Source organism: Flavobacterium chungangensis (assembly GCF_042654045.1).
Classification (GTDB): Bacteria; Bacteroidota; Bacteroidia; order Flavobacteriales; family Flavobacteriaceae; genus Flavobacterium; species Flavobacterium chungangensis.
Genome location: NZ_JBHSFY010000015.1, coordinates 1 through 22,335 on the forward strand (window position 1 = coordinate 1; position 22,335 = coordinate 22,335).

23 protein-coding genes and 1 rRNA gene are annotated in these 22,335 nt (G+C 33.1%); 13 read left to right on the forward strand and 11 right to left on the reverse strand.

The genetic code is table 11. The features are described 5' to 3' along the window. From ACFO3N_RS20010 to ACFO3N_RS20020, 3 genes are all read right to left on the reverse strand, one after another. A 16S ribosomal RNA gene (locus ACFO3N_RS20010) occupies window positions 1-112 on the reverse strand; the annotation flags it as partial. Window positions 113-422: 310 nt separating this feature from the next. Further along, window positions 423-794: a hypothetical protein gene (locus ACFO3N_RS20015; RefSeq protein ID WP_379800684.1), complete on the reverse strand. Its 372-nt coding sequence runs from the start codon at window positions 792-794 to the stop codon at window positions 423-425. Between the two features lie 192 nt (window positions 795-986). Then, window positions 987-1,667, reverse strand: coding sequence for a DUF4294 domain-containing protein (locus ACFO3N_RS20020; protein ID WP_379800685.1), 681 nt, complete (start codon window positions 1,665-1,667; stop codon window positions 987-989). 81 nt (window positions 1,668-1,748) lie between these two features. Here ACFO3N_RS20020 and ACFO3N_RS20025 point away from each other — a divergent pair, with 81 nt between their 5' ends. The 6 genes from ACFO3N_RS20025 (at window position 1,749) to ACFO3N_RS20050 (ending at window position 10,475) form a co-directional block, all read left to right on the forward strand. Further along, the gene (locus ACFO3N_RS20025) at window positions 1,749-2,837 is read left to right on the forward strand and encodes a M42 family metallopeptidase (RefSeq protein WP_379800686.1); all 1,089 of its coding nucleotides are present in this window, start codon (window positions 1,749-1,751) and stop codon (window positions 2,835-2,837) included. A 66-nt stretch (window positions 2,838-2,903) separates the two neighbouring features. Next, a complete protein-coding gene (locus ACFO3N_RS20030) occupies window positions 2,904-3,584 on the forward strand; it encodes a response regulator transcription factor (RefSeq protein WP_320495001.1) in 681 nt (226 codons plus the stop codon). Then, on the forward strand, window positions 3,581-4,942 hold the full coding sequence (locus tag ACFO3N_RS20035) for a sensor histidine kinase (RefSeq protein ID WP_379800687.1): 1,362 nt from the start codon (window positions 3,581-3,583) through the stop codon (window positions 4,940-4,942). Before ACFO3N_RS20030 ends, ACFO3N_RS20035 begins: the two co-directional genes overlap by 4 nt. Before the next feature lie 84 nt (window positions 4,943-5,026). Then, window positions 5,027-6,274 (forward strand): TolC family protein, encoded by a 1,248-nt coding sequence (locus tag ACFO3N_RS20040; protein ID WP_379800688.1) that lies wholly within the window; start codon window positions 5,027-5,029, stop codon window positions 6,272-6,274. A 12-nt stretch (window positions 6,275-6,286) separates the two neighbouring features. Continuing rightward, window positions 6,287-7,372 carry an efflux RND transporter periplasmic adaptor subunit gene (locus tag ACFO3N_RS20045; protein WP_379800689.1) on the forward strand — a complete coding sequence of 362 codons (1,086 nt, stop codon included), beginning with the start codon at window positions 6,287-6,289 and terminating at the stop codon, window positions 7,370-7,372. Between the two features lie 4 nt (window positions 7,373-7,376). Next, the gene (locus ACFO3N_RS20050) at window positions 7,377-10,475 is read left to right on the forward strand and encodes an efflux RND transporter permease subunit (protein WP_379800690.1); all 3,099 of its coding nucleotides are present in this window, start codon (window positions 7,377-7,379) and stop codon (window positions 10,473-10,475) included. Window positions 10,476-10,639: 164 nt separating this feature from the next. Here the strand turns inward: ACFO3N_RS20050 and ACFO3N_RS20055 are convergent, their stop codons facing one another. Next, the gene (locus tag ACFO3N_RS20055) at window positions 10,640-11,020 is read right to left on the reverse strand and encodes an ankyrin repeat domain-containing protein (RefSeq protein ID WP_095930005.1); all 381 of its coding nucleotides are present in this window, start codon (window positions 11,018-11,020) and stop codon (window positions 10,640-10,642) included. Window positions 11,021-11,405: 385 nt separating this feature from the next. Here ACFO3N_RS20055 and ACFO3N_RS20060 point away from each other — a divergent pair, with 385 nt between their 5' ends. Together ACFO3N_RS20060 and ACFO3N_RS20065 are read left to right on the forward strand one after the other, a co-directional pair. After that, window positions 11,406-11,789, forward strand: a complete 384-nt coding sequence (locus tag ACFO3N_RS20060; RefSeq protein WP_379800691.1) for an SRPBCC family protein — start codon at window positions 11,406-11,408, stop codon at window positions 11,787-11,789. After that, window positions 11,755-11,943, forward strand: coding sequence for an SRPBCC family protein (locus ACFO3N_RS20065; protein WP_379800692.1), 189 nt, complete (start codon window positions 11,755-11,757; stop codon window positions 11,941-11,943). Before ACFO3N_RS20060 ends, ACFO3N_RS20065 begins: the two co-directional genes overlap by 35 nt. 67 nt (window positions 11,944-12,010) lie before the next feature. Here ACFO3N_RS20065 and ACFO3N_RS20070 read toward each other — a convergent pair whose 3' ends face one another. The 7 genes from ACFO3N_RS20070 to ACFO3N_RS20100 all read right to left on the reverse strand — a co-directional run bounded on the left by ACFO3N_RS20070 (window position 12,011) and on the right by ACFO3N_RS20100 (window position 17,720). Next, window positions 12,011-12,406, reverse strand: a complete 396-nt coding sequence (locus tag ACFO3N_RS20070) for an ankyrin repeat domain-containing protein (RefSeq protein WP_379800693.1) — start codon at window positions 12,404-12,406, stop codon at window positions 12,011-12,013. Between the two features lie 148 nt (window positions 12,407-12,554). After that, window positions 12,555-13,688: a glycoside hydrolase family 26 protein gene (locus tag ACFO3N_RS20075; protein WP_379800694.1), complete on the reverse strand. Its 1,134-nt coding sequence runs from the start codon at window positions 13,686-13,688 to the stop codon at window positions 12,555-12,557. 31 nt (window positions 13,689-13,719) lie between these two features. Then, window positions 13,720-14,673, reverse strand: a complete 954-nt coding sequence (locus tag ACFO3N_RS20080; RefSeq protein WP_379800695.1) for a phosphoribosylaminoimidazolesuccinocarboxamide synthase — start codon at window positions 14,671-14,673, stop codon at window positions 13,720-13,722. A gap of 132 nt (window positions 14,674-14,805) precedes the next feature. Then, entirely contained in the window at window positions 14,806-15,636 is an 831-nt protein-coding gene (locus ACFO3N_RS20085; RefSeq protein ID WP_379800696.1) for a Cof-type HAD-IIB family hydrolase, read from the reverse strand. Window positions 15,637-15,774: 138 nt separating this feature from the next. Continuing rightward, window positions 15,775-16,137: a DUF1801 domain-containing protein gene (locus ACFO3N_RS20090; RefSeq protein WP_379800697.1), complete on the reverse strand. Its 363-nt coding sequence runs from the start codon at window positions 16,135-16,137 to the stop codon at window positions 15,775-15,777. 3 nt (window positions 16,138-16,140) lie between these two features. Next, window positions 16,141-16,638 carry a hypothetical protein gene (locus ACFO3N_RS20095; RefSeq protein ID WP_379800698.1) on the reverse strand — a complete coding sequence of 166 codons (498 nt, stop codon included), beginning with the start codon at window positions 16,636-16,638 and terminating at the stop codon, window positions 16,141-16,143. A 131-nt stretch (window positions 16,639-16,769) separates the two neighbouring features. Next, window positions 16,770-17,720 (reverse strand): PhoH family protein, encoded by a 951-nt coding sequence (locus tag ACFO3N_RS20100; protein WP_379800699.1) that lies wholly within the window; start codon window positions 17,718-17,720, stop codon window positions 16,770-16,772. A 260-nt stretch (window positions 17,721-17,980) separates the two neighbouring features. Here ACFO3N_RS20100 and ACFO3N_RS20105 point away from each other — a divergent pair, with 260 nt between their 5' ends. From ACFO3N_RS20105 to gldG, 5 genes are all read left to right on the forward strand, one after another. After that, complete coding sequence (locus ACFO3N_RS20105; RefSeq protein WP_095930015.1) at window positions 17,981-18,808, forward strand: SAM hydrolase/SAM-dependent halogenase family protein; 828 nt, start codon at window positions 17,981-17,983, stop codon at window positions 18,806-18,808. A gap of 319 nt (window positions 18,809-19,127) precedes the next feature. Further along, window positions 19,128-19,424: a putative quinol monooxygenase gene (locus ACFO3N_RS20110; protein WP_095930016.1), complete on the forward strand. Its 297-nt coding sequence runs from the start codon at window positions 19,128-19,130 to the stop codon at window positions 19,422-19,424. A 50-nt stretch (window positions 19,425-19,474) separates the two neighbouring features. After that, complete coding sequence (locus tag ACFO3N_RS20115; RefSeq protein WP_379800700.1) at window positions 19,475-19,849, forward strand: YbbC/YhhH family protein; 375 nt, start codon at window positions 19,475-19,477, stop codon at window positions 19,847-19,849. A gap of 61 nt (window positions 19,850-19,910) precedes the next feature. After that, entirely contained in the window at window positions 19,911-20,636 is a 726-nt protein-coding gene (gene gldF, locus ACFO3N_RS20120; RefSeq protein ID WP_379800701.1) for a gliding motility-associated ABC transporter permease subunit GldF, read from the forward strand. Continuing rightward, complete coding sequence (gene gldG / locus ACFO3N_RS20125; RefSeq protein WP_379800702.1) at window positions 20,636-22,321, forward strand: gliding motility-associated ABC transporter substrate-binding protein GldG; 1,686 nt, start codon at window positions 20,636-20,638, stop codon at window positions 22,319-22,321. The genes gldF and gldG overlap by 1 nt, the downstream gene beginning before the upstream one ends. Window positions 22,322-22,335 lie beyond the last annotated feature (14 nt).

Sequence of the window (22,335 nt, forward strand, 5' to 3'; positions counted from 1 at the left end):
CGTTACGCACCCGTGCGCCGGTCTCAAGGCCCGAAAGCCTCTACCCCTCGACTTGCATGTGTTAAGCCTGCCGCTAGCGTTCATCCTGAGCCAGGATCAAACTCTTCATCGTATATTTTAATATTATATAACCGATGCTCTTCCTATCGGTTCTTTTCGAATCTTCCGACTCTACTGCTCTTATTCTTTTTGTTTTAAGATCTCTCTTAAAACGGCTGTCAATTCAATATGTCTACGAACGTGTCTTCTTTTGTTTTCGCCTGTATCTCAAAGCGGGTGCAAAACTAAAACTTCTTTTTGTTTCCTGCAAGAAAAATTTAAAGTTTTTTTTGAGATTTCTTCAATCCCGTTTTCTTTAATTTCTCTTCCAATCTCTCAATGAACTTTCCGTGTTTTGCGGGGTGCAAATGTAGAAAGCATTTTCAAATCTCGCAAGCTTTTTCGAATCTTTTTTTTTGAAAATTTCTTTCCGTCTGATTCTCTTTTCCTGCCAGTATTTCGATGAACGCCTTCGCTGTTGCGGGTGCAAAAGTAGAACCTTTTTCCGCTTCTGCAAGCTTTTTCAAAGAGTTTTTTTGATCTTTTTTTATCCTTTTTCTTAACGATCTCATAACGGGTAGTTTACATTTTAACTTTTTTTCATTCTCTGTGAGTTTTTTCTTCATTTTGCTTCTCTTCGGACCATTTTGCCGCAAAGGCGCTAGGGCGCAAAGCTGGATTTTATTTAATCTCGCAAAGGCACAGAGGCGCAAAGTTTCTTTTTTGTCGCTCGATTTTCTTCTGGGACCGTCCATTCTTCCCTTTTTTTTCTTTTGAAAACTGATCTCCTAGCCCCGATAGTAGTGGAAATCCTTTTTATATATTGTATAAAAGGCTTCGACTTCGCTCAGCCAGATAATCTAAGTTTTCTACTTATATATGTACAAAAACAAACCCGACAGATTTTAAAAAACTGTCGGGTTTATATACCTTATATATATGTATACTTATTTCTTATTTAGATCTTTTGCTTTTTGTTGCCATTTTTCCGCTAGATCTTCATAATTGAGAGGATTGGCTGGTTTTTGGTTTGCCAATCGGCCAGATTCAAATGCTCTTACCAAAATGGTTTCTATCAAATAGTCTTCATTTACCTCGTAGGGTTTGTATTCTTCTTTTAAACTAATATCAAACAAATTGGCGGTGGTATTCGAAACGAAGGCTTTGAATCCGCTTTTTAGTGTTTTTATGAGTTCGTATGTTGTAATTCCTGTTTGGCGGTGAACTAACTTTACTAAAATCTGTCCTTGTTTTCTAGAAAGCTTTTTAAGTCTTTGTTCGAATTCGTTATTTAGATAATCTTCTACAATTTTGAAATACTTCTTTTTTTCACGGTTGGTTTTCAAACGCGCCATTCCGTTATTCAATGCCGTTAATCGTTCTGCGGCCAATTTTGCATACGGATAAACTTTATAAACTCTATTTTGAAGAATTTGAAATTGTTTCATTTCTTCTGGACTCATCTTCTGTCCTTTTGAAATAATTATTTCTGGCAGTTGAATCGTGTCGCCTAAAATAGAATCTTTCTCTGTTAATATATATCCCATTTGTTCGTTCTCTTTGGGAGTAACTTGGGCTTTAGAAGAAAAACAAACTAAGAGTATAAATAAAAAGGTGGTTAATCTCATTGAATCATAATTTAAGTGTAAAATTATATATTTATACACAACTCTAATACCAAATTTATATTTTAGCAGAAAAATATTTTTATGAGCACAAATTCTATCTTAAATGATACTTCTATAGCATTCTTAGAAAGCTACCTAAATAACGCTTCTCCTACTGGTTACGAAAGTGAAGGCCAAAAACTTTGGATGGAGTATTTGAAACCCTATGTTGATACTTTTATAACGGATACTTATGGAACCGCTGTTGGAGTAATCAATCCTGACGCCCCGTACAAAGTTGTTATTGAAGGGCATGCTGATGAAATTTCGTGGTATGTGAATTATATTACGGAAGACGGTTTAATATATGTTATTAGAAATGGTGGTTCTGATCATCAGATTGCTCCTTCTAAAAGAGTCAATATTCATACTAAAAAGGGAATTGTTAAAGGCGTTTTTGGATGGCCTGCAATTCATACACGTTTGCGCGACAAGGAAGAGATTCCTAAACTAAGTAATATTTTTATTGATTTAGGTTGCGAAAATAAAGAGCAAGTTGAAGCTTTGGGCGTTCATGTTGGATGTGTTATTACTTATCCGGATGAATTTATGATTTTGAACGAAAACAAATTTGTCTGCCGTGCGATCGACAATAGAATGGGCGGTTTTATGATTGCTGAAGTGGCTCGTTTATTAAAAGAAAACAATAAAACCCTTCCTTTTGGTTTATATATTGTAAATTCTGTTCAAGAGGAAATTGGTCTTCGCGGTGCCGAAATGATCGCGCATAGAATAAAACCAAATGTTGCGATTGTTACCGATGTTTGCCATGACACCACTACTCCAATGATTGATAAAAAAGTGGAAGGCGACCTTAAAATGGGGAAAGGTCCTGTTATTGGGTACTCTCCTGCTATTCAGAATAAACTTCGCGATTTGATTGTAGATACTGCCGAAGAAAACAAAATTCCTTTTCAGAGACATGCTACTTCTCGTGCAACAGGAACAGATACTGATGCTTTTGCTTACAGTAATGGAGGTGTTCCTTCTGCATTGATTTCGCTTCCATTGCGATACATGCATACAACTGTAGAAATGGTTCATAGAGAGGATGTTGAAAATGTTATTCAATTGATTTATGAGTCATTACAGAAGATTGAGAACAATGAGACGTTCTCTTATTTCAATTAAAACATTACCTTATATTAAATTCGGCTGTTTCTCAAAAATGGCCGAATTTATAAATTTCTTTCAAGAATGAAAATACTACTACTCGAAGACGATTTTACTTTGTCTAAAGAAATCTCAGCATTCTTTACCTCTAAGAAGTTCGAGTGTGTTCCTTATTATGATGGTTCGTTATTGCTGAAGAAATATTTTCCGTACGAATATGATTTGATTATTCTTGACATCAATGTCCCTGGATTAAACGGAATAGAAGTTTGCAAAGGCATTCGCAAAATCGATAATAAAACGCCAATAATCATGCTGACTGCTTTTAGTGAAATCGAAGATAAACTATCTTCTTTTGATAGTGGCGCAGATGATTATTTGGTTAAACCATTTCATTTTGAAGAATTATACGCTAGAGTACAATCTCTTTTAAGGCGAAAAGAAGTTCCGCAGCAGATAGAAAGTAAAATTGCAATCAAAGATTTAGAAATTTTTGAAGAAGATATGAAGGTCTTTAGATCTAATGAAGAAATTAAACTTACTCCGAAAGAATTTAAGTTGATTTTAATTTTGGCTCATGCCAAAGGAAAAGTGCTTTCTAAACAATTTATTGCTGAAAAGCTTTGGGACTACCATATTGAAACCAATCAAAATACGATCGAAGTTTATATTAACTTTTTGAGAAAGAAAATAGACAAGGATCACGAAATAAAACTTATCCGTACCAAAGTTGGCTACGGCTATTATCTAAGCGATCAAGAATGACATTAAAAAATAGAATATCACTTTTAGTAAGTTTACTGTTTACCATCCTTTTCGGGCTGGCATCTACAGTGATATTCATTTTGTATTCTAATTATAGAAAAGAAGAGTTCCGCGATCGATTAGAAATTAAAGCTTTATCGAACATCAAATTATTGGTGAATGTCAAACAGATCGATAATCAGCTTTTAAAAATAATAGATCAAAATTCTATCAATAAACTATATGACGAGAAAACATTAGTTTTCGATTCTAATTATAAGCTAATCTATAGCAGTATTGACGATGCCAAAATTAATTGGTCTGTTGAAGACTTGAAATATTTAAAAAAGAATAAAACTTTTTTTAAGCAACAAGGAGATTATGAAGTCTATGGCGTTTTTTATGATACAAACGACAAGGATTTTTATGCTTTAATATCAGCAACTGATGATTATGGCCAAAAGAAATTACTTTTTTTAAGGTATACATTAGTTGTTTCGTATATTTTCTTTACTACGATCTGCTGGCTACTAACCTCTTTTATGGTTAGAAAAGCGATGAATCCGCTTCTTGCTTTCCATCAAAAAATAAAAAACATAAACGAAAATAATCTCGATACCAGAATTGCATCTAACAGCACCAGAAATGAAGTCGATCTGCTTGCTGATGAGTTTAATTTTATGATGGATCGAATTGAAGTTTCGTATCAAAAACAGAAGGAATTTACTGCTCATGCCTCACATGAATTAAGAACACCGCTTTCTAGAATGACTTCTCAGATTGAAAACGCTATTGCCGATCCAGATATAAAACCAAAAAACAACGCTTTCCTTAACAATATACTGGCTGATGTCAATCATTTGGGCGAACTAATTAATTCGTTGCTTATTCTTTCAAAAATTGACAATAGAAATACAGAAAATATCGAAATTCAGCGTCTAGATGAAATTTTATTTTCTTCAATAGAAAAAATCAACAAAACATTTCCCGATTTTGCTATTCTTTTTGAAATGGAAGAAAGTGATGATCTGGATACTGCTTTGGAAATAAAAGGAAATAAAAATCTGTTAGAAATTGCTTTAACTAATATCTTAAAAAATGCCTACATCTATTCGGACAATAAACAGGCAAAAGTAAAAATAAGCACAGACCATTATCATCTTATCATTTCTGTTTCGAATACTGGAGACACTTTAAACGTAGAAGAACAAAAAAATCTTTTTGAGCCTTTTATGCGTGGACAAAATTCAAAAAGAACTTCTGGCTTTGGACTTGGGTTACGAATTGTTCAGCGCATTCTTACGGTTCACAAAGCCAACATAACCTACTCAACTCCAAATATTAACACGAATTTATTTCAATTATTTTTCGAATTGTAAACTTTTTTAAGCTATTTTTAAGGTAGATTTTAAGCTCCCCTAAAGCCTGTTGATAGCATATTTGTATAACTCAAAATCAATACAATGAAAAAGTTATTCGCATTGCTGTTATTTGCAGTTTTGAATCAGACTGCAATAGCGCAAAAAACAGTCACTCTTCAGGACTGTGAAAGCCAATTTTTAAAAAAGAATTTATTCTTGCTGGCATCGCAATACAACATCGATGCATCAAAAGCTCTAACCATTCAGGCGCGCATTTGGGAAAACCCTATAATAACAGCCGAACTGAATGCGTATAACCCCGAAAGAGATAAGTTTTTTGACATAGGCAAAGAGGGGCAAAAAGTATTTGGCATTGAGCAACTTATTTATCTTGGCGGTAAAAAGCGTAATGAAATCAAACTTGCACAAACCAATGCGCAATTGGCAGAACTTTCATTCAATGATTTACTGCGCACTTTAAAACTACAGTTGCGTAAAAGCTTTTACACCGTTTATTACAACACCAAAAACCTTGAAAACACGGATAAACAATTAGCTCATATCGAAAATTTGATCAATTCTTATTCAGTTCAAGCTCAAAAAGGGAATATTCCTTTAAAGGATGTTGTTCGTTTGCAATCGTTGTATCTCAACTTTAAAAACGAACGATTGGAAGTAATTAACAACAATATAGAAGAACAAGCTAATTTGAAATTGCTGTTGAATGAAACTGAAAATGTAATTCCTTCTGTTAGCAAAGATGATTCGAATAAATATTTAAAAGTTATTGCTTTTGATCTTAAAAGCTTTGAAGAACAAGCTATTGCAAATCGACCTGATTATTTAGCAAAACAGAAAGAGATTGAAGCCAATGAATTGAATGTAAAATGGCAGAAATCACTTGCGATTCCAGATCTTACTCTAGGAGCCAATTACGATCAGCGAAGTGGAGCTTTCAACAACGAAGCCAATGTTAGCGTGGGTATTCCGTTGCCGTTATGGAATAAGAACAAAGGAAACATTAAGTATGCCCAAACTATTTTAGAACAATCTAAAGTTGAAAAACAGAATTTTGAACTGCAGCTCCAAACTGAAATTACTTCGGCTTGGACAAAATGGGATGAATCGAGACAAAACTATAGTGTGATTAAGCCAACGGTAAACTCAGACTTTGAAGCCGTTTATAATGGAATGCTAACCAATTTTCAGAAACGAAATGTAAGCCTTTTAGAATTTACCGATTTTATGGAAAGCTACAATCAGGCGATAATTCAATTAAACGAATTAAAGAAAAAAGTAGTAATAGCCGGCGAAGAATTAAATAGTACCATTAACAAAGATTTATTTTAAAACAGCAAAGAAATGAAACATACATTATTCATAGGAATCGCAATTGCAAGTCTATCCCTAACAGCCTGCAAAAAACAAGTAGAGAATCCTGAAACAAATACGTCTTTTGTTTTAAGTAATACTATGCTAAAAAGCACTACTACAGCCGAAGCTAAAACTCAGCCGTTAAAAAATGAACTTAGTTTTTACGGAAAAATCACTGCTGACAACAATAAAATGATTGATGTTTACCCGCTAGTTGGTGGAAATGTTATGAAGGTAAATGTTGAACTTGGGGATTATGTAAAAAAAGGACAAGTTCTGGCAACTATAAAAAGTACCGATGTCGCCGATTTTGAAAAACAAGCTATAGATGCTAAAAGTGATTTGCTTGTTGCTAAAAACAACTTGAAGGTTGCACAAGAATTATTTGACGGAAAATTAAATTCTGAAAGCGATGTTCTCCAAGCGAAATCTGAAGTAAATAAAGCGCAGTCGCAATTAAGCAAGATTCAAGAAACGTATAAAATTTACAATATCAAAGCGGGATCTATTTACGAAGTAACGGCACCTATAAGCGGTTTTATTATTCAAAAAAGCATTAATCAAGATATGCTTTTGCGTAACGACCGTTCTGAAAACATATTTGATATTGCAGAAATTAGTGAAGTATGGGCAATGGCCAATATTAATGAAATAGACATTAATAAAGTAAAGTTAGGAACTTCTGCTGCTGTAACTACTTTAAGCTACCCAGATAGAGTATTTCAAGGAAAAGTAGACAAAATCTACAATGTAATTGATCCAGAAACTAAAGCAATGCAGGCTAGAATCAAACTAAGCAATCCAGATTATATGCTTAAGCCAGATATGAATGCTAATATTAAATTGTCTTTCAACGAAAATCAATCTATGATAGCCGTGCCAAGTAAAGCAATTGTTTTTGATAAAAGTAAAAACTTTGTTGTGGTATTTAAAGACCGTAATAATATAGAAACAAGACAAGTAGAAGTTTACAGAGTTGTTGGTGATACTACTTACATTTCAAGCGGATTAAAGGAGAATGAAAAAGTAATCACAAACAATCAGCTATTTATTTATGGTGCTTTAAACAACTAAGAACATGAACAAATTCATAAAAAACATTATTGCTTTCTCTTTAAAGAATAAAGCATTCACCTTCTTTTGGGTAGGATTATTGGCTGTTGCTGGATTTATTTCATTCAAAAATATGCCTATCGATGCTTTCCCAGATGTTACCAATACACAGATTATCATCATCACGCAATGGAACGGAAAAAGTGCTGAAGAAGTAGAGCGTTTTGTAACCTCTCCAATTGAAATTGCGATGAACTCTGTTCAGAAAAAAACAAGTGTCCGAAGCATTACAATGTTTGGTTTATCGGTTATAAAAATTATTTTTGACGATGGCGTTGATGATACTTTTGCACGTTTTCAGGTAAACAATTTACTTAAAAATGTTTCACTTCCCGATGATGTAGAACCAGATGTTCAGCCACCTTACGGGCCAACAGGCGAGATTTTTAGGTATATTGTAAAAAGTGACAGTAGAGACAGTAGAGAATTATTGACGTATCAAAACTGGGTTATCGACAAACAATTGCGCTCGCTTCCAGGTGTTGCAGATTTAAATGTTTTTGGAGGTCAGACTAAAACGTATGAAATTGGAGTTGATCCTATAAAATTAGCCAAATACAATATTACGCCTTTGCAAGTTTACAATGCCGTAAATGCTGGAAACATAAATGTTGGTGGTGATGTTATTGAAAAAAACGGACAAGCTTTTGTGGTTCGTGGTGTTGGTTTGTTAAAATCAAAGGCAGATATTGGAAATATTATCGTAGACGATGCTGCAGGAAATCCAATTTTGGTTAAAAATCTAGCCGAAGTTTACGAAAGTTCAATGCCAAGAGTTGGTCAGACCGGTCTTGGAGATAATGACGATGCCGTTGAAGGAATTGTAGTAATGAGAAAAGGTGAAAACCCTCAAGAAACACTTGCCCTTATAAAAGCAAAAATCAAAGATCTCAATGATAATGTCTTGCCAAAAGATATTAAAATAGAAACTTTTTACGATCGTGATAATTTGATGAATTTCACGACCGAAACCGTAATGCACAATTTATTTGAAGGTATTATTCTGGTTACTGTCGTGGTATTCTTATTTATGGCAGATTGGCGAACCACTTTCACGGTATCAATTGTAATTCCGCTTTCTTTATTATTTGCTTTTTTATGTCTTAAAATGATGGGAATGAGCGCCAACTTATTAAGTTTAGGTGCTGTCGATTTCGGAATTATCATTGATGGAGCCGTTGTAATGGTCGAAGGCTTGTTTGTAGTTTTAGATCATCGAGCGCATCAATTGGGCATGGAGAAATTTAATAAAATTGCCAAAGGAAGCTTGATCAAAAGAACAGGAACTGAAATGGGTAAAGCTATTTTCTTTTCAAAGTTAATCATTATCACGGCTTTGCTGCCTATTTTCTCGTTCCAAAAAGTAGAAGGAAAAATGTTCTCTCCCCTAGCCTTTACATTAGGTTTTGCATTGTTGGGAGCGCTTATATTTACACTAACTTTAGTACCTGTTCTTTCGCATATTTTATTGAATAAAAATGTAAAAGAAAAACACAATCCGTTTGTTAATTTTTGGGATCGAATTGTTTCTAAAGGTTTTGCATGGACATTCAAACATAAAGTACAAACTCTAATTGCTTCTACGGCGCTACTGGTTGGGGTTTTCTTTTCTGCAGGTTTCTTAGGAACAGAATTTTTACCTCAATTAAATGAAGGAGCATTATGGGTTACTGCCGAATTACCAATGAGTACTTCTCTACCGGAAAGTGTTAAAACAGCGGCAATAATTAGAAAAGACTTAGAAAGTTTTCCAGAGGTAAAAAAGGTATTATCGCAAACTGGACGAAGCAATGACGGAACCGATCCAAATGGTTTTGGGTTTATCCAGCTGCAAGTAGACTTAATTCCGCAAAAAGAATGGAAACGTAAAATTTCTATGGATGAATTGATTAATGAAATGGATGAAAAACTAAAAGTTCACCAAGGGATAACCTATAATTACTCGCAACCAGTAATTGATAACGTTGCCGAATCGGTAGCGGGATTTAAAGCATCAAATGCGGTTAAGATTTATGGCGATGATTTGAATAAATTGGATCAGCTCGCAAATGAAGTTTTGGCACAGATTAAAAATATTCCAGGTATTAAAGACGCAGGTATTTTAAGAAATGTTGGTCAGCCAGAAATAAGCGTTATTCTTGATAGAGAAAAAATGGCAGCTTATGGCGTAACGTTAAGTGATGCTCAAGCCGTTTTAGAATTAGCTTTTGGAGGAAAAACAGCAACTGAAAAATACGAGGATGAGAAAAAATTTGATGTTCGTGTTCGTTTTTCAAAAGAATATAGAAAAGACGAAAAAGATTTGGAAGAAATTAAAGTTCCAACCATCAGCGGAATCAAAATTCCTTTAAAAGAAATTTGCGACATCAAAACCATTACAGGTCCTGCGTTTATTTACAGAGATAATACCAAGCGTTTTATAGGAGTTAAATTTTCTGTTCGTGATAGAGATTTAGGAAGTACCATTGCTGAAGCACAATCAAAAGTAAATAAATTGAAACTTCCTGCAGGTTACACAACAGGCTGGACAGGAGAATTTGAAAATCAAGTTCGTGCTAGTGCTCGTTTAGCACAAGTGGTACCGATAAGCTTAATTGGAATTTTTGTTCTTTTATTTATTCTATTTGGAAACTTTAAGGATTCTCTTCTTGTTCTTGCCAACGTTCCATTTGCCATTATTGGTGGAATCATTGCGCTTCATATTACAGGAATGAATTTCGGAATTTCTGCTGGAGTTGGATTTATAGCCCTTTTAGGAATTTGTATTCAAAATGGAGTTATTCTGATCTCTGAATTTCACCACAATCTCAAAGCAAAATTCTCTCTAGAAGAATCTATTTTTAGAGGGGTAAAAGCTAGAACAAGAGCTGTTGTTATGACTGCCTTAATGGCTTCTATAGGTCTTATGCCTGCTGCAATTTCTACGGGAATTGGTTCAGAATCTCAAAAACCACTTGCTATTGTCATTATCGGTGGATTAATGACAGCTACAGTCTTAACTTTATTAGTATTCCCAATTTTATTCTGGGTATTCAATAGAAAAAAAGATGTGCCAATAGAATAAGCAATCAAAATATTTAGTTTTAAATCAATTTGTTGGGATTTAAAAAAGAAGAAGCATCATTTTCATAATGATGCTTTTTTATTTTAGAGTTCATTCTAAAACAAAAAAAAGACCTTCTGCTCACAAAGGTCTTTTTTTCTACTAACTCAAAACTTTTTATACTGTTATTTCAAATCTTTCAAAATCGCAATAGATTCTGAAGCATTTGATAATTCTGCATATTTCAATGCAGTAAAACCATTTTCATTTTTTGCACTAGCTTTTGCGCCATTTGCCAATAAAACTTTAATGATTTCAAATTTGTTATAACGTGCAGCTGTCATTAATGGAGTAAGATCTTCTGAGATTAAATTTACATCTGCTCCGTACTCAATAAATTTCTTAACTGTTTCAATATCTCCTTTGCTAATAGCAACATTTAAAGGGTTTGCTGTATAACCTGTACGTTCAATTGGATTTTTAACAGTTGAAACTCCGTTTGAAGCCATTGCTACATTTCCAAATGTTACCAAGGCTAGTCCTAAATAAATAACTGATTTTTTCATAATGATTGATTGTTTATTAATTGATTATTGATGATTTTAATTTCTGATGTAAAAGTAATTCATTTTATCGTATTATGTATTACAAAGTACCATGTTTTAACCAATTCTTAACAGTTACTTAATAATACGATAATTAAAGAACCCAAACGTTACCAAATTAATGGTTTTACTATAATAGACTACATAAAAAAGAAAATGTTACAATAAATCTTATTTATTTTTAATCTTTTTTGCAACCACCCTCATTTCAAACTTTCAAATAATTTTTTAAATTTACTATAGGATTAAAAATCAAAAAGATAGCTTTTCAATCTAATGCCCTATAGTTCTTTACTTAGTCAAAAAAAATCTATCCAAAAACCACTAACCTTAAAAACAAAAAAACATGATTTTCATTAAAAGATTACTAGTCATTTTAATTTTATTTATTTCGATTGTTTTAATTGTTGCCTATTTTATGCCGAAGGAATATTCGGTTGAAAGAGAAATTACGATCAACAAACCTGCTGATAGTGTTTTTAAATATGTCAGATCCTTAAAGAACCAAAATGAGTTTAGTGTTTGGGCCAAAAGGGATCCGAAAATAACGATTAGTTACAAAGGAACAGATGGCGCCGTTGGCGCTGTATCTTCTTGGAAAAGCAATGTAAAAGAAGTTGGAGTTGGCGAACAAGAGATCACAAAAATAACCGAAAATAGACGTTTGGATTTTGCTCTTCGTTTTAAAAAAACCTATGGAAGATACTGCAATTGGCTTTATGTCTACTGAACCTGTTTCACAAAATCAGACAAAAGTAAGATGGGGAATCAGCGGTGTAATTCCTTATCCAACAAATATTATGCTTCCGATGCTAAAAATGGACCAAATGATTGGAAACGATCTGCAAAAAGGTCTAGAAAATTTAAAAGAGAAAATGGAATAACATTTTATATTTCTAAAATAAAAAAGTGCAATTCCGTTGTTGAATTGCACTTTTCTTTTTCTATTTACTATTTATTCTTACGATTCTCTTTTAGCGTCTTCAAAATAGTAATCGAATCTGCTGATTTTGCGTACTCTGCATAATGCAAAGCGGTTAAACCGTGTGAATTTTCGATTGAGGAATCTGCTCCATTGGCAAGCAATAATTTAATAATGTCACAATGGTTAAATCTTGCTGCAACCATTAATGGCGTCATATTATTCTCCATTTTATTGACATTGGTTCCATACAAAACGAACTTTTTAACGGCTTCAAAATCGCCTTTGCTAATGGCGAGATGCAACGGAGATTTTCCATAAACTGAAAATTCTACTTGATTTTTAGCTGCAATTGCCGAATTTGATGCAATAGAAACATTTCCAAAAAGGAAAAATAATCCTAAAATAACTACTGATTTTTTCATGATGATTGTTTGTTAAATGATTGATGATGATGATGATTTACTAGTTAGACGACTTAAAACTCGATAAGGTTGCATGATTACTTCAAAAAAATAAAAAAACGCAATTTAGTTTGACCTAAATTGCGTTCTTAATTCGTTGAATAATAGACTAAATCTTAAATTTCTTGCTGTAAATGTTCTTCAAATCTTTTTCAAAAAAAGTAAAAGGATCATCATAGAATTTTATAAAATCTTTTTCGCTTACTTGTCCCGGAAAAGGCGCATAATAATGCGTTGGACTTGTAACATCGTTTCTCCAAACTAAAACATAAGCCAATTGCAGATTTTCAGATTTTAAAGTCTTAATTAAAACTTCTGTCCACCACTTTTCATTAGGAATTGACTCCAGTCCAGTTTCTGTAAATGCAGCTAATTTTTTCTTTTTTATAGCCAAATCAGAAAATATTTTAAGTTTTCTTAGTCCAGCATCTAGATCGTATTTGCCATCTCTTCCAAAATCTCCATAATCATCCATGCCAAGCATATCAACAAATTCATCACCTGGATAACGCTCTAAATATTCTGCTTCAGAATTGAATTTATTATCAGGAGAAAAAGCATAAATAAAATTATGAACCCCTAAAGTATCTTTCAAATAAGAAACCGTAAACTGCCAAACCGCAATAAAATCTTGTCGAGAAGTATGCGTTCTCCCCCACCAAAACCAATCGCCATCAAATTCGTGAAAGGGCCTGAAAATCATTGGAGAAAGTGTTCCGTTTTTAGCTTTGACGGAATGGGCAAAATCGGCAATTGTTTTTAAAATTTCTTTGTATTCCTCATGATGAGAACCTCCAGGCTTTATCAAAGACAGGGAAGCAGCTGAAATTCCGTCTTTCCAATAAAATCCTCCTTCAGAAGCTGGATTATTAAAATGCCAAGAAACAGTTGTAATTCCGCCTCTTTCATACGTATCGATTACATTTTTTCGCAATAAATCTTTAGCCTTTTCAATTTGGTCTTTGGAACGACCAGAAAAATCGCTAAAATCAATACCAACAACGGCAGGATGCGAACCCGTAACCGATTTTACATCTGAACGATTAGGCTCATTACTCCATCCGTGTCCGTATTCAAGCGCGTGCTGATGGCCGAAAAGAATATGCTTTTTGGAAATGGTTTTAAGATTCTGATATAAGTTTTTAGTTTCCTTTGTCGCATTTTTATCAATCTGCGCAAAAAGAAAATGCCCTGCTGTAAAACATACAAATAGCAGGGCATTTTTTTTGGTTATAAATTTCATGGTTTAAATCGTTAGTTTAAACCCGAAATTACTATTTTGAAGAAAGGTAATCTAATACGTTTTTTTCAATACGTTGATCAATATTGTCAATATCTGCTTTTACAAATTTTTCTCCTAAAATATTCTCAAATAATTCGATGTATCTTTCAGAAACAGACTCAATATATTCGTCTGTCATATTTGGAATTTGTTGTCCTTCTTGGCCTTGAAAACCATTTTCGATCAACCAACGGCGAACAAATTCTTTAGATAATTGTTTTTGCTCCTCTCCATTAGCCTGTCTTTCAGCATATCCGTCAGCGTAGAAATAACGAGAAGAATCTGGAGTATGGATTTCGTCAATTAAAACAATAACACCCTCTTTTGTTTTTCCAAACTCATATTTGGTATCCACTAAAATCAATCCGCGTTTTGCAGCGATTTCAGTTCCTCTTTGAAATAAAGCGCGAGTATATTTTTCTAAAACCAAATAATCTTCTTCAGAAACAATTCCTTTTGCTAAAATATCTTCACGAGAAATATCTTCGTCATGAGAACCGTTATCTGCTTTTGTAGTTGGTGTAATAATTGGTTCTGGAAATTTATCGTTTTCTTTTAAGCCTTCGGCCATAGTAACACCGCAGATTTGTTTTCTACCCGCAGCATATTCACGAGCTGCATGACCAGATAAATAACCGCGAATAACCATTTCTACTTTAAAAGGCTCACATAAATGTCCAACAGCAACGTTTGGATCTGGAGTTGCAATCAGCCAGTTTGGAACGATATCTTGCGTCAATTCCATAAATTTTGTTGCAATCTGATTTAGGATTTGTCCTTTGTACGGAATTCCTTTTGGCAAAACTACATCAAAAGCCGAAAGTCTATCTGTTGCCACCATTACTAAAAGTTCATCATTAATATTATAAACTTCTCTAACTTTTCCGCGGTAAACTGATTTCTGATTCGGGAAATTAAAATCTGTAGTTGTGATTGTGTTGCTCATTTGTTGTGTTGTTTTTTATGAATGCAAATTTAAAATTATTTCAGAGAGTTACACCATGAAATTTTAAGATTCAGAAATAAAAAAATCCTTAAATAAATTATTTAAGGATTTTAGTTTGAATATGATTCTAAATTAACTTGTCGCTAATTCTTTATCTAAAATTTTAGATGCAATATATTTTGCAACTCCGTCTTCTGCATTGGTTTGAATTACTTCTAAATCTGGCAAAGCATCTTTTAAAATTGAAGGAGCGTTCCCCATAATTAATCCTCTTCCGGTAGCAGACAACATTTGCAAGTCGTTAAAACCATCGCCAAACGAAACCGCTTGTTCCATCGTAAATCCTTCTTTTTCTAGCACTTTTGCAATAGCAACCGCTTTATCTATAGATTTGTCCATAAATTCTAGACAAGTTGGCAAACTAAAAGCATGATGTAAATGCTCTGAAGAATTTGCTAAAACAGCATCTCTCACTTTTACCAACTTCTCGTGATTATCGCATGAAAAGAAGATTTTAATTGCTTTGAAATCCTCTATAGTTTTGTAATCTACTAATTCTGGACGGTATTTTAATTCGGCTTGAAAAGAGTTTAATCTTTCATTCCATTTATTGGTCTGCCAAACGTTTTCTTTGAATAATACAACTGTAACATCTGGATCGATTTCTATATTTAATGCCGCTTTAACCACATCGCTGTCCAAATTAAAAGCGAAAAGTTCTTCTTTATTTGGCGAATGAATTCTTCCTCCGTTAGAACTTACCAGATAAACCGGTACCGCAAGTGTTTCGATAATAGCCATGGCATCAAGGTGATGACGGCCTGTAGCTACAACAATCAAATAGCCTTGATTGTGAAGTTCTTGAAAAATTGATTTGGTGTAATCTGAAATTCTGTGTTGTGGGTTGAGTAAAGTTCCGTCAAGGTCACTTACTACAACTTTTATATTTTTAAGTTTTGTCATATTAATTATCAAATTCGATGATGTGCAAATTTACGGTTTTAAGCTCGGCTAGACAAAGATTACAAGCCCTGAAGGCTAAAATTGAGGTAAGTTTATTATTTATTTAACTATTCCGTTAAATATTGCTATTCAAACATTTTAAATCTTAACAATTCCTGTTTTATATAAATTTATTGCTTTTTTAATAATAGTTTCAATCTGCTCCAAAGGCAAATCTTCATTACTATCAAACATCATAATCTTCATTCTCGAACGATTTTCCTGAACCAAAAAAGGCTCATCAAAATGTTTTCCTTCTACAATTCCCATATAAGGCTTTTTGAATTTTTTATGAATCCATAAATAACAGAACATTTTTTCTTTATAACAGAAAAAGGGCATTCCGTATTTCAAAGTATTTGTAATATCTGAATCTTGTTTTAGAATGATTTCTTTTAATGCCAAAAATATTCCTTTTATGGGTTCTTCTTGGTTTAAATAGAAATCATCTAGTTGTTTCATTTTTTAATACGTTTTTTTAATTTTCGCAGTACGCGCATAAACTCTTTTTAACGTGTCATAACCTGAACAATTAGAAGAAGCTTTAAATTCATAAACTAAAGAATCATTTTTAAGATAGAATCTTTCTTTTGAAAAAATTAAAAAGTCGGCATTTTGGTTAGGATTACAATTTGGTATAGTCAACGTATCTTTTCTTCTGGTTTCACCAAATTTTATACATCTTGTATATGGAAACATTCTATAACATGTATCGCTACTTGTACTGTTTAATTCAATAGAATCCCCTACCAATTTCCATTTCCCTTTGGAAATTACTCTCCAGTCGCACCCCGCTCCTTTATAAGAAAAAGTGCTGTCTTTATTTATCTTTAACAAATGCCTGCCTGGCACAATATACTCCGTATCATACCAAACTCCAACAAATTTATTTACTGGTATTTCTATTTTTTTACATGAAAAAAAACAAATCAAAATTAAAAGACTAAAAATTCTTATCGTCATTGATTTTTTATATTAATATGCTTCAAAAAAAATATTCGTTTTGCACCTTTACTAGAAACGTACAAAACGAATATTAATAAATGCTAAAACACAATTCACGATTTACATTTAACATTTCACTACAATAATTATTAATCGTGATTTTCGATTTGTTTATAAGCGTCAATCACCTTTTTAACCAATCTGTGTCGAACGATATCTTTATCATCCAAATAAATAATTCCGATACCCTCTATGTCTTTCAGAACCAAAATAGCTTCTTTAAGACCAGAAATAGTTCTTCGTGGTAAATCGACCTGTCCTGGATCACCTGTAATCATAAATTTGGCGTTTTTTCCCATACGGGTTAAAAACATTTTCATTTGTGAATGTGTGGTGTTTTGTGCTTCGTCAAGGATTACAAAGGCATTGTCAAGCGTACGCCCACGCATAAACGCAAGTGGCGCAATCTGAATTATTCCTTTCAAAATATAATCCTCTAATTTTTCGTTCGGAAGCATGTCACGCAATGCATCATATAATGGTTGCATGTAAGGATCTAGTTTTTCTTTCATATCCCCAGGAAGAAACCCGAGATTTTCTCCCGCTTCAACCGCTGGACGCGTCAGAATGATCCTTTTTACCTCTTTATCTTTTAGCATTTTAACCGCCATAGCGACACCGGTATAAGTTTTTCCGGTTCCAGCAGGACCAATAGCAAAGACCATATCGTTTTTCTTAATCGTATCAACCAGCAATTGCTGATTTGGCGTCATTGCTTTGATAATCTTACCGCCAACACCATGAACTAAGATTTTATCATGATCATAAGCTATTTTTTCTTCCTGACCATCACTCATAATTACACGCTCAATTACATTATCGTCAATATTGTTGTAACGTGTAAAATGAAGCATTAATCTTTGAAATCTTTTTTCGAATTCGTCTAAAACTTCTTTTTCGCCAAATGCTTTTAAAGTTGTCCCTCGCGCTACGATTTTAAGCTTCGGGTAATACTTTTTAATGATTTCTAAATGGCTGTCCTGCGCGCCCCAAAATTCTTTTGGTGCAATATCTACTAGCTCGATTATTCTTTCGTTCAAATGAAGTAGTTTTAAATTAAAAATTCCTTTTAATATTTAGTGGTTGTCGGGTCTTTTTTTATCACCGTATTCAGTTGCGGTTTTCAGTTTTGTCAAAATAAACTTAAATCCGTGTTACTGAATATTGTAACTTGCAAATGCTTTAAAAATTATAAATTGTCTTTTCTTTCTTTCAATTTGTGTTTACTATTATTAGCTTTGCATTTCTCAAATTTAATGAAATTTAGATTTAAATACTATCAATAGTTATAAACAAAATTATGTCAATAATTACCCTTACTACAGACTACGGCTTGAAAGATCACTTTGTGGGGTCGCTGAAGGGTAAAATACTTTCTGAAAATCCAGAAGTTCAGATCATTGACATTTCTCATGACATTGATCCCTTTAATACTGCCGAAGCAAGTTATATTATTGGAGCCGCATATTTGAGCTTTCCAAAAGGAACGGTTCACCTTATTGGGGTTGATATTGAACGCAATAAAGAAAACCAGCACATTGCTATGCAGTGGAACGATCATTATTTTATTTGTGCCGATAACGGAATCTTAAGTATGTTGACGCAAAAAATCGTTCCGCAGAAAATTGTGGCAATTAATATCCATGATCGTTTCCCGATTGAAGCTACCGATTTGGATATTTTTATTCAAGTAGCTTCTCACCTATCTAGAGGCGGCTTATTGAATGTAATTGGAAAAGAGATTTCATCTATTAAAGAAGCTACCGAATTGCAAGCTCTTGTAGCCGACGACGGAAATTCTATAAAAGGAAACATCATTTACATCGATCATTTTGGAAACGTGGTAACGAATATTTCTAAAAAACAATTCTTAGAAATTTCACGCGGACGTCCTTATGAAATTGTGATGAGTCCAAAAAGCATCAAAACCATTCTGCCCAATTATTCGGCTATTGCAACTTCAGATAAATATCCGATTAAAACGTATGAAGGAGAAAAACTGGCTATTTTTAATGAAGCTGGTTTTCTTGAAATTGCTATTTTTAGAAGCAATCCTTCTAAAGTGGGCTCTGCAAATAGTTTACTTGGTTTAAACTATCGTGATGTGATTACGATTAAATTCTCGTAAATTAATTTTAGATTTTAGAATTCAGACTTTAGATTAATTCTCTCGCAGATTTTGCTGATTGAGCAGATTATTCATTACATCATAAACATAGCCCGTGGTTTCAACCACGGGGACGCAACGCATATCACTCAACGTTTCCCGTGGTTGAAACCACGAGCTATGTTTGAAAATACTGTCAAAATAGAATTTAAAAATCGACATTTATAATATTTCAATTTTTATTTAAAACAACAATCAAATTTGGTATTTTTGCGCACCTGTAAGACTTTAGCTTTCAAAAAAATCTAAAATCTGAATTCTAAAATCTAAAATTGAATACATGTTTGTTCGAATAGTAAAAATGAGTTTTCACGAAGAAAAAATTCCTGATTTTCTAGAGAATTTTGAATCGGTGAAAGAGAAAATACGAAATGCAGAAGGAAATCGTTTTTTAGAATTGTATCAGGACAAAAATGATAAATGCATCTTTTTTACCTACAGTTATTGGGAAACCGAAGAAGATTTAGAAAATTACAGAAACTCTGAACTGTTTAATACCGTTTGGGATTTTACAAAAAAATTATTCAATGCAAAACCAGAAGCGTGGAGCGTGGATAAATTGGTGAGCTTAAATTAGTTTCAAGTTTAAGTCTGTGCGACTTGAAGGATGAAATAAAAAATCAAATTATGAAATATTTTCTCTTATCATTTTTACTAATTACACTTAGCAGTTGTACACAAAATAAGCGTTTAGTTTTAGGGATTGAAAATGCGAATGAAGAATTAAAAATTGCTTTATCTAAAAAATCACAGCATAATGTTATCGATAATGAGAAGTTAGTTATAAAAGATAGTGTTACTGCAATTAAAATCGCAGAACCAATTTTATTTGATATCTACGGAAAAGAAAAGATAGAAAAACAAAGGCCATATGAAATTTACCTCTTAGAAAATTACTGGTTTATTTCTGGAACATTGCCTGAAAATTATGTCGGAGGGACATTTTTAATAATTATTGATGCTAGAAACTCGAAAATTATAAAAATTACACACGGAAAATAATTTATAAGTCGTTTCAAGAACATGAAACTTGAAACATGAAACAATAAAAAACAAAACAAGAATGAAATCAATCATTTTACGAGAAATAAAATCCTTTTTTGGTTCTCCTATTGGCTACTTGGTCATTGCGATTTTCTTAATCAGCAACGGACTCTTTTTATGGGTATTTGAAGGAGATTATAATATTCTAAATACAGGTTATGCCGATTTAACTCCGTTTTTCACATTGGCGCCATGGATTTTAATTTTCTTGATTCCAGCCGTAACCATGAGAAGTTTCTCTGACGAAAAAAAACAAGGAACTTTAGAATTACTTTTGACAAAACCTTTATCAATCTGGGAAATTGTAAATGGTAAATTTTTTGGTTCATTTTTGTTGATCATTTTAGCCATTATTCCAACCTTAATTTATGTAAAAGTAATTTCAGATTTAGGTTCGCCAGAAGGCAATATTGATATGGGAAGTACAATTGGTTCTTATTTCGGACTGTTATTTCTAATTGCTTCTTATTCCGCAATCGGAATCTTCACTTCTACCCTTTCAGAAAATCAGATTGTGGCTTTTATTGTTGCCGTTTTCTTATGCTTTTTCTTTTATTTTGGTTTCGAAGGGTTGGCATCTTTAATTCCTGGTTCAAACAATTTTATTTCGGTTTTAGGAATGCAGAATCATTTTAAAAGTATGAGCCGTGGCGTTATCGATACTCGAGATATTATTTATTTCTTAAGCATTGCTATTGCTTTCTTGTCTTTTACTGTTTACCAATTAAAATCTTTTAAAGCCTAATGAAACTATCTACAAAGCAAAATTTAAAGACATTAGGCATCACTATTTTTATTTTAGTTGTTCTAAATGTTCTCGGGACACTCTTTTTTCATCGTTTTGATTTAACCAAAGATCAACGTTATACCTTATCGCCAACTTCTTTAGGAATTGTAAAACAAATCAAGAATCCGCTTTCTATAAAAATTTATATGGCTGGTGATCTTCCAGCAGATTTTAGACGTTTGCAGCAGGAAACCAAACAGTTATTAGAAGAATTTCAAGCCTATAATAGCAATATTGTTTTTGAATTTGTTGATCCTTTAGAAAATGAAGAAGAAAGCGACGAATTGACAAAATCGCTTTTCCAAAAAGGATTAACTCCAATAAATATTACGGTTGACGACAAAGGAAAACAATCTCAAGCAATGGTTTTTCCTTGGGCAGTTGCAGTTTACAACAATAAAGAAGTTAATATTCCTTTATTGAAAAATATAATGGGAGCTTCTACAACTCAGAAAGTGATTGGATCAATTCAACATTTAGAATATTCTATTGCAGATGCTATCAATAAAATTACAAAAGACAAACAGAAAAAAGTTGCGATTATAAAAGGAAATGGCGAATTGAACGAAGTTCACGTTGCCAAAATGCTGATGCAGATTCGCGAAAGCTATTTCATTGGCCCTTTTACTTTGGATTCTGTTGCTAAAGATCCGAATGGGACTTTAAATGCATTAAAAAAATACGATTTAGCCATTATTTCTAAACCAACAGAAAAATTCTCTGACGAAGAAAAAGAAGTTCTAGATCAGTTTATCATGAACGGCGGAAAAACGCTTTGGCTAATTGACCAAGTCGCTGCCGATATGGATAGTTTGTATAATGATATGGGCGCAACTCTGGCCTATCCGAGAGATTTAAATCTAAACGATATGTTCTTTAAATACGGATTCAGAATTAATCCTGATTTAATTAAAGACGAACAAGGAACTCCGATAAAATTAGCAACTGGCGAACAAGGAAGTGCTACTCAATATCAGGATTTTGTCTGGAAGTTTGCTCCGCAGGTTTTTCCAACGAGCCAACACCCTATCGTTAAAAATTTGGGCGGAATTAAATTCGATTTTGCAAATCCGATTGACACTTTGAAAAACGGAATCAAGAAAACCGTTTTATTGCAATCTTCTCAATATTCTAAAACAATTGGTTCTCCTGTAGAGGTTAACCTGAACATGGTTACCGAAAAAACGACTCCGCAGGATTATTTGAATAAAGGAAATAAACCGCTTGCTGTTTTATTAGAAGGCTCTTTTCATTCTGCTTTTGAAAACAGAGTATTGCCTTTTAAAGACAATTCTTTTACAGCACAAGGAAAACCAAATAAAATGATTGTGGTTGCCGACGGAGACATTGCAAGAAATCAATTGGACAAAAACATGATGCCAGTTGAACTAGGTTACGACCAAAGAACAGGAAACCTATATGATAATAAAGACTTCGTAATGAATTGTATCAATTATCTTTTAGACGATACTGGACTTATTAACATTAGAAGTAAAGATGTAGAACTGCCTTTATTAGACAAAGAAAAAGTTTACGAAAACTATACCTTTACGCAATTCATAACTATCGGAGTTCCAATTCTAATTTTATTGGTTTTCGGACTTGTATTTACTTTTGTAAGAAAAAGAAAATACAGCAAATAGATGTTAATAAAAAA

What these genes read in the sequence shown, in the direction of transcription:
- ACFO3N_RS20015 (WP_379800684.1), bottom strand. Translation starts at nt 794, where the DNA reads ATGGACGGTCCCAGAAGAAAATCGAGCGACAAAAAAGAAACTTTGCGC.
- ACFO3N_RS20020 (WP_379800685.1), bottom strand. Translation starts at nt 1,667, where the DNA reads ATGAGATTAACCACCTTTTTATTTATACTCTTAGTTTGTTTTTCTTCT.
- ACFO3N_RS20025 (WP_379800686.1), top strand. Translation starts at nt 1,749, where the DNA reads ATGAGCACAAATTCTATCTTAAATGATACTTCTATAGCATTCTTAGAA.
- ACFO3N_RS20030 (WP_320495001.1), top strand. Translation starts at nt 2,904, where the DNA reads ATGAAAATACTACTACTCGAAGACGATTTTACTTTGTCTAAAGAAATC.
- ACFO3N_RS20035 (WP_379800687.1), top strand. Translation starts at nt 3,581, where the DNA reads ATGACATTAAAAAATAGAATATCACTTTTAGTAAGTTTACTGTTTACC.
- ACFO3N_RS20040 (WP_379800688.1), top strand. Translation starts at nt 5,027, where the DNA reads ATGAAAAAGTTATTCGCATTGCTGTTATTTGCAGTTTTGAATCAGACT.
- ACFO3N_RS20045 (WP_379800689.1), top strand. Translation starts at nt 6,287, where the DNA reads ATGAAACATACATTATTCATAGGAATCGCAATTGCAAGTCTATCCCTA.
- ACFO3N_RS20050 (WP_379800690.1), top strand. Translation starts at nt 7,377, where the DNA reads ATGAACAAATTCATAAAAAACATTATTGCTTTCTCTTTAAAGAATAAA.
- ACFO3N_RS20055 (WP_095930005.1), bottom strand. Translation starts at nt 11,020, where the DNA reads ATGAAAAAATCAGTTATTTATTTAGGACTAGCCTTGGTAACATTTGGA.
- ACFO3N_RS20060 (WP_379800691.1), top strand. Translation starts at nt 11,406, where the DNA reads ATGATTTTCATTAAAAGATTACTAGTCATTTTAATTTTATTTATTTCG.
- ACFO3N_RS20065 (WP_379800692.1), top strand. Translation starts at nt 11,755, where the DNA reads ATGGAAGATACTGCAATTGGCTTTATGTCTACTGAACCTGTTTCACAA.
- ACFO3N_RS20070 (WP_379800693.1), bottom strand. Translation starts at nt 12,406, where the DNA reads ATGAAAAAATCAGTAGTTATTTTAGGATTATTTTTCCTTTTTGGAAAT.
- ACFO3N_RS20075 (WP_379800694.1), bottom strand. Translation starts at nt 13,688, where the DNA reads ATGAAATTTATAACCAAAAAAAATGCCCTGCTATTTGTATGTTTTACA.
- ACFO3N_RS20080 (WP_379800695.1), bottom strand. Translation starts at nt 14,673, where the DNA reads ATGAGCAACACAATCACAACTACAGATTTTAATTTCCCGAATCAGAAA.
- ACFO3N_RS20085 (WP_379800696.1), bottom strand. Translation starts at nt 15,636, where the DNA reads ATGACAAAACTTAAAAATATAAAAGTTGTAGTAAGTGACCTTGACGGA.
- ACFO3N_RS20090 (WP_379800697.1), bottom strand. Translation starts at nt 16,137, where the DNA reads ATGAAACAACTAGATGATTTCTATTTAAACCAAGAAGAACCCATAAAA.
- ACFO3N_RS20095 (WP_379800698.1), bottom strand. Translation starts at nt 16,638, where the DNA reads ATGACGATAAGAATTTTTAGTCTTTTAATTTTGATTTGTTTTTTTTCA.
- ACFO3N_RS20105 (WP_095930015.1), top strand. Translation starts at nt 17,981, where the DNA reads ATGTCAATAATTACCCTTACTACAGACTACGGCTTGAAAGATCACTTT.
- ACFO3N_RS20110 (WP_095930016.1), top strand. Translation starts at nt 19,128, where the DNA reads ATGTTTGTTCGAATAGTAAAAATGAGTTTTCACGAAGAAAAAATTCCT.
- ACFO3N_RS20115 (WP_379800700.1), top strand. Translation starts at nt 19,475, where the DNA reads ATGAAATATTTTCTCTTATCATTTTTACTAATTACACTTAGCAGTTGT.
- gldF (WP_379800701.1), top strand. Translation starts at nt 19,911, where the DNA reads ATGAAATCAATCATTTTACGAGAAATAAAATCCTTTTTTGGTTCTCCT.
- gldG (WP_379800702.1), top strand. Translation starts at nt 20,636, where the DNA reads ATGAAACTATCTACAAAGCAAAATTTAAAGACATTAGGCATCACTATT.